At 70.5% G+C, this 5,884-nt stretch carries 8 protein-coding genes; 3 read left to right on the plus strand and 5 right to left on the minus strand.

Going from position 1 to position 5,884, the window contains the following annotated elements; all coding sequences use genetic code 11:
• On the plus strand, positions 1-339 hold a 339-nt coding region (locus ACFPZL_RS08970), incomplete at its 5' end, for a TOBE domain-containing protein (RefSeq protein WP_382335147.1).
• A 77-nt stretch (positions 340-416) separates the two neighbouring features.
• Entirely contained in the window at positions 417-986 is a 570-nt protein-coding gene (locus tag ACFPZL_RS08975) for a TetR/AcrR family transcriptional regulator (RefSeq protein WP_218115147.1), read from the plus strand.
• Between the two features lie 55 nt (positions 987-1,041).
• Here ACFPZL_RS08975 and ACFPZL_RS08980 read toward each other — a convergent pair whose 3' ends face one another.
• The 5 genes from ACFPZL_RS08980 to ACFPZL_RS09000 all read right to left on the minus strand — a co-directional run bounded on the left by ACFPZL_RS08980 (position 1,042) and on the right by ACFPZL_RS09000 (position 5,555).
• The gene (locus tag ACFPZL_RS08980) at positions 1,042-1,692 is read right to left on the minus strand and encodes a Maf family protein (RefSeq protein ID WP_218115148.1); all 651 of its coding nucleotides are present in this window, start codon (positions 1,690-1,692) and stop codon (positions 1,042-1,044) included.
• 66 nt (positions 1,693-1,758) lie between these two features.
• Entirely contained in the window at positions 1,759-3,186 is a 1,428-nt protein-coding gene (locus ACFPZL_RS08985) for a hypothetical protein (RefSeq protein ID WP_218115149.1), read from the minus strand.
• A gap of 14 nt (positions 3,187-3,200) precedes the next feature.
• Positions 3,201-3,725: an RNA polymerase sigma factor gene (locus ACFPZL_RS08990; RefSeq protein WP_218115150.1), complete on the minus strand. Its 525-nt coding sequence runs from the start codon at positions 3,723-3,725 to the stop codon at positions 3,201-3,203.
• Between the two features lie 154 nt (positions 3,726-3,879).
• The gene (locus tag ACFPZL_RS08995) at positions 3,880-4,614 is read right to left on the minus strand and encodes an ABC transporter permease (protein WP_218115151.1); all 735 of its coding nucleotides are present in this window, start codon (positions 4,612-4,614) and stop codon (positions 3,880-3,882) included.
• A complete protein-coding gene (locus ACFPZL_RS09000) occupies positions 4,611-5,555 on the minus strand; it encodes an ABC transporter ATP-binding protein (protein WP_382335149.1) in 945 nt (314 codons plus the stop codon). The genes ACFPZL_RS08995 and ACFPZL_RS09000 overlap by 4 nt, the downstream gene beginning before the upstream one ends.
• 57 nt (positions 5,556-5,612) lie before the next feature.
• Between ACFPZL_RS09000 and ACFPZL_RS09005 the strand changes: the two genes are divergently transcribed.
• Positions 5,613-5,884: TRAM domain-containing protein (locus ACFPZL_RS09005; RefSeq protein ID WP_382335151.1), on the plus strand; the 272-nt coding region annotated here is incomplete at its 3' end.

Raw genomic sequence — 5,884 nt, forward strand, 5'->3', positions numbered from 1 at the left:
CGGCCCCGCGCCTTCGCGATCGCCGGCCCCGGGGACTTCGCCGATGCCGGGAACCCCGCCGGAGCCGAGACCGCTGCCTGGCAGGATGCGGACGACCGGCTGCTGCTGCGCGGCGAGCTCCGCGACACGCTCTTCCTCGGCGACGAGACCGAGCTCATCGTCCGGCTGCCCGGCGACCGTTCGATCAAGGCGCTCGTCCCGGCGCTCAGCACGACCGGGCTCCGCGTCGGCGACACGCTGTCGCTCCTGGTCAGCGCCGACAACGTCATCCCCCTCGGCAGCGGCACCTCGCAGTGGACCCGTGCGATCGAGACCGGCGAGAGTGGTGCGGTACAGTGAACCCGAGGACGCGATGACCGGCGGATCCCAGCCGATCCTGGTCGTCCGCCGCAGCGGATCGTAGCGCAGAGGGAACGATGGCAGAGAAGATCGACCGGGCCGGGCGGCTCATCGATGCGACGCGCGAGGTCATCGAGGAGGAAGGCATCCGGGGCGTCACCTATCGCAAGGTGGCGAAGCGCGCCGGAGAGTCGCTCGGACTCACGAGCTACTACTTCCCCACGATCCAGTCGCTTCTGGAGGCGACGATGCGGAAGACCATGGATCAGCAGGTCGAGGCGGCCGAGCAGTGGTTCACGGCGCATCTCGACGGGGATCCAGCGGAGGTCGTGACCGAGTGGTTCAGCGCGCGCACCTCGGATCTCGAGAGCGTGCGACGCGGTTACGAGCTCTACCTCGCCGCCGTATCGATGCCCGAGCTGCGGCCGATCGCGACCGAATGGTTCCGCGCGCTCACCGGCGCGATCGACATCGTGGTGCAGAACCCCCGGGCGTCGTTCGTGATCGACGCCATGCTCGACGCCTCGTTCCTGCGCGTCCTCCTCGCCGGGGCCGAGGGCACCGTCGACCTCGCCGAGATCCGGGAGAGCATCCGGCAGATCATCGCCATGCAGAACGGGCGGACGGGCGAGGCCGTTCCGGCGTAGTTGCGCGGGCTGTCACGCCCGGGGCGGGATAGGGATCGAGATCGGTCGCCAGGGATCAGTCCCGGTTCCAGAGCGTCGTGTAGTCGTGCCCGAGGCCGATCACGAGTCGGCGCAGCGCCGGCAGCGAGAGGCCGATCACGCAGCTCGTCGCCCCCTCGATCCGTTCGATGAAGGCACCAGCGAGGCCGTCGATCGCGAAGCCGCCGGCGAGCTCGAGCGGCTCACCGGTGGCGACGTAGCGTTCGAGCTCCGCGTCCGAGACGTCGGCGGCGAGCGCCACGGTCGCGGTGTCGACCGCTCCCGCCGCCCCGCGCACCTCGCCGCCGGTGCAATCGATGAGCCAGTGCCCCGAGTGCAGGACGCCGCTGCGCCCGCGATGCTCCTTCGCACGCGCCAGCGCGATCTCCGGCTCGTGCGGTTTGCCGAGGATCTCGCCGCCCAGCAGGAACGCCGAGTCGCCGCCGAGCACCAGTCCGTCGATCTCTCCGGTGCCCTCCGGGCCGTGGCGGCGCACCACGTCCTCGGCCTTCAACCGGCCCAGGTACTCGGTCAGCTCCGGCGCGCTGAGCGCCCGGCCGAGCTCCCGTTCGCGGGCCGCGACCTCGGCCTCCTCGTCGACTTCGGGCGAGAAGCAGACGGGCTCGATGCCGGCGCCGCGCAGCACGGAGAGTCGGGCCGGAGAGGTGGAGGCGAGGAAGAGGCGCATGCCTCCCAGCCTATGGGGCGATGCAGTGCAGGATCGCGGGGATCCCGCACCGCGATCCCGCACCGCTCACCACCACCAGCCGCCGGGACTCCGAGACAGGTCGAGGCTCGTCTCCTCGAGCGCGATGACACTCCACCTGCTGCCGTCGCTGTCGGTGAACTCGTAGGCGGGCACAGCGTACACGACGCGATCGGGGCCGTGCACCGCCGTCATGCCGAGCCGCGCCGAGACGATCTCGTGCTCGGCCAGCGACCACGGAACCGCCGAACCCCTCTTCGGCACGGGTGCGGGTGCGGTGGGCTCCTCGACCTCCTCGGCCCCCGGCAGCATCTCGGGATCCACCGGCTCGACGTAGGTGAGCTCAGGGGAGAACGCGGAGAAGTTCAACCTCTCCGCCGCCTCGGCAGGGCTCACGATCCGGTACGAACCGAGCGACACGAGTTCGCCGGGCGAGCCGTAGGCCCACAGAATGCCCCCGTGCGCCAGGGTCGTCTCGATCGACAACGGCGACGCCATCCCGTCGACGACCCGGGATGCGCGCACCAGCAGCGTGTTGTCGTACTCGAGGTCGTCATCGACGATCTCGACGCTCACCGTGCTCGCGTCGATCCCGAAGGCCTCGAGCACGGTGTCCATCGCATCACGAGCCTGCTGCTCCGTCGGCTGCGGAGTCGTGCGGAGGCACTCCTGGTAGACATCCTCATAGTTCTCGTAGTCCGGGGAAACCGTCTGGTCGATGCACTCCCAGACAGGATTCTCCAAGCCCGAGGAGTACGAGATCTCGCTCGCTCCCCAAGCGGAGAGCGAGATCTCCGGCTTGGTTCCCTCTTTCGACCTGACCCTCCAGCCGGCACTGCCCTTGTTCGGCTTCACCTTGCCGGAAACGCCGAGCACCTTCGCCGCATGAGCCACGGTCTCGGCGTTGAAACTCGGCGCGCTATCGAGAGCGTAGACGGTGGCCTCGCCCTGCGCGCGGTCGAAAGCGGGCAGGACGAACTTCTGGCGGCCACCCCAGTAGCCGCTCGCATATGACAGGCGGTCGACACTCGCGGCTGCAGCCTGGTCGGCGGCTCCGGATCGGGCAGAGCCCGTTCCTTCCCTCGTCCCGCCTGCCGATTCGGACGACCCTCCCCCGCTTTCACCGCCGACTCCGATCGGCGGCGCGACCTCGCCGGGCGCCGGCTTCGTCAGTGCGACGACCTCGTCGCCCCCCGCACCTCCCAGACCGCCGCGGGATCCGAACGCGAACGCCGTGCCGACCATGCCCACGACGACCGCCGCGGCAGCCACGGCGAGCCAAGCGCGCCGGCCGGTCGCCGATTCCTGCGAGGGTATCCCCTCGACGCGCCTGCGCAGCGCCTCCGGGGCGTTCGCATCGAGGCTCGGATTCTGCGCACGGAGGCGGCGCACCTCGTCGGTGTTTGCTTCAACGGTGCCTGCTTCGTCGGCGCCTGCCTCGTCGGCGCTCACTTCATCATCGGGTGACTCGTTCATCTCGATCCTCACTGCTACGCGGTCTCGGGTTCACCGTGTATGTGTCGCGATCCCGCCGCATCTTGCTCCTCGCAGATGTCGCGCAACCGGGATCGGGCCCGCGACAGCGCCGCCTGCGCCCCCGAGCGGGAGATCCCGAGCGCCTCCCCGAGCTCCGCTCCGTCGAGCCCCTCCCATGCGTGCAGCAGCAGGATCTCGCGGTCGCGCGGGCCGAGCCCGGCGAGTGCGCGCGAGATCCGGTCGCGCTCGGCGATCCGCTCCGCATGATCGACGCTCGTCGGCTCGTCCATCGCATAGAGGGGCAGCGCCAGTGGGCGGCGGCGATGATTCGCCAGGATGAAGCCCGCGGTTCGGTACAGCCAAGGCAGCTCCGCGCCCCGCGGCACTCTGTCGCGCTTGCGCCAGGCGATGGCGAAGACCTCGGCGGCGAGGTCGTCGGCGTCCGACCTCGGCGCACGGCGCAGGAAGTAGCGGTACACCGCGTCGAGGTGCACCGCGACATCGCCGGAGAACCAAGCCCGGTCATCTCTGTGCGACATCTCGCCCTTTCATAGCCCTTACCCAGGCCTATGTCGGAAGCGGCCCGATTCTTGCAGATCTCGCGAAAGAGCCCTGCTCCGATCCCGATCCCCGGCCCCACGCCGCTCTCCCGATCCTGCCCGTTCGCGGATCAAGATCGGTGCGGGATCGGAGCTACGGCGTGCGCCGCCGCAGCGTCAGGGCCGCGAGGCCGAGCGCCAAGATCGTCACCCCGGCGATCACGACGAGCGGCTTGCCCAGATCCCAGCCTTCGTCGCCTGCAGCGACGGCGTTCACCGCGTCGACGGCATAGCTGAGCGGCAGCCAGTCCGAGATGGCGTGCAGCGCGTCGGGCATCTGGTCACGGGGCATCAGGAGGCCGCCGAGCAGGATCTGCGGGAACACCAGCACCGGCATGAACTGCACCGCTTGGAACTCGGTGCGTGCGAAGGCGCTCGCCAGCAGGCCGAGGCCCGTGCCGAGCAGGGCGTCGAGGACGGCGACGAGGCCGAGCTGCCAGATGGGGCCCGTGACCTCGAGCCCGCAGACGAGGACCGCGAAACCGACGGTGACGATGGCCTGCACGATCGCAGCCAGCCCGAAGGCGAGAGCGTAGCCGGCGATGAAATCGGCTTTGCCGAGCGGCGTGGTCATCAGGCGTTCGAGCGTGCCCGAACGACGCTCGCGCAGCGTGGTCACGGAGGTGATCACGAACATCAGGATGAAGGGGAACAGCGCGAGGATCGGCCCGCCGAACTGGTCGAACGCTCCCGGCTGATCATTGAACAGCCAGGCGAAGAGCCCGACCAGCAGGCTCGGCATGAGCAGCAGCAGGGCGATGGATCGCGGGTCGTGACTCAGCTGCCGCAGCACGCGGCCGGCGGTGGCGAAAGTGCGTGCGGCGTTCATCGCGGATCCTCCCCCGCGGTGGCGGCGGGATCCGGGGAATCCGGGGCAGGAGCAGCGGGGGGATCCGGGGCGGGATCGGGATCCGGCGCAGGATCGGGATCCGGATCCGCGGACGCATGTCTGCCGCGCCGAGCGGGCGCTCCATCGGCGCTCGCCCCGTCGCGCGCACCGCGCACGTGCGGGGGTCCCGCTGCAGCCGTGTCCTTCTGCGCGGCCGTGTCCTCCTGCGCAGCGATGACCGCCAGGAAGGCGGCCTCCGGGTCGGACGCCCCGGTGCGCGCGAGGAGCTCGTCCGGAGTCGTGTCGGCGATGATCCGGCCCTCGCGCATCAGCAGCAGACGATCGCAGCGGAGCGCCTCGTCCATCACGTGGCTGCTCACCAGCAGGCTCGTGCCGTCATCGGCCAAGCGGTGGAACAGCCCCCAGAGCTCGGCGCGCAGCACGGGGTCGAGCCCGACCGTCGGCTCGTCGAGCACGATCAGTTCGGGTTCTCCGAGCAGCGCCGCGGCGAGCGAGACGCGGTTGCGCTGACCTCCGCTCAGCGCCTCGACCCGGTTCCCGGCGCGATCCTGCAGGCCGACGAGCTCGATCACGCGATCCGCGTCGTCCCCCGGCGCGCCGAGCACGCGGGCAAAATACCGCAGGTTCTGCCGCACGGTCAGATCGTCGTAGACGGAAACGGCCTGCGTGGCGTAGGCGACACGGCGGCGGAGCGCCTTCGAACCGGCGGGCTCGTCGAGCACGCGCAGCTCGCCGTCGACATTCGCCTGGACGCCGACGACCGCGCGCATCAGAGTGGTCTTGCCGCAGCCCGACGGCCCGAGCAGGCCGGTCACCTGGCCCCGCGGGATCTCGAGGTCGATGCCGTCGAGCACGCTCTGCCGGCCGCGCTGCACCGTGAGACCTCGGGCCTCGATCGCCGCACCGTCGCGCGCATCCATACCCTCACGGTACACCCGCAGGCGGGGGCGGAGGAGCGGGGTGGGAGAATGGTCGGCATGCCCGAAACTCCCGCGAACCCGCAGCCTCGCGCCCTGCAGCCCGGTGATCTGATCGAACTCGAAGTGACCGGCATCGCTCACGGCGGCGTCTGCGTCGCCCGGCACGACGGGCGCGTCGTCTTCGTCGCCGACGCGATCCCCGGCGAACGCGTGCGCGCCCGCGTCACCGAGGCGCGCAAGAAGTCCTTCGCCCGTGCGGCGACCGTGGAGGTGCTCGAGCCGTCGGAGGACAGGCGCCCCCACGTCTGGGCCGAGGTGGCCCTCGACCG

Origin of the sequence: Leucobacter soli (assembly GCF_042659205.1) — a bacterium.
GTDB classification, from domain to species: Bacteria; Actinomycetota; Actinomycetes; order Actinomycetales; family Microbacteriaceae; genus Leucobacter; species Leucobacter soli.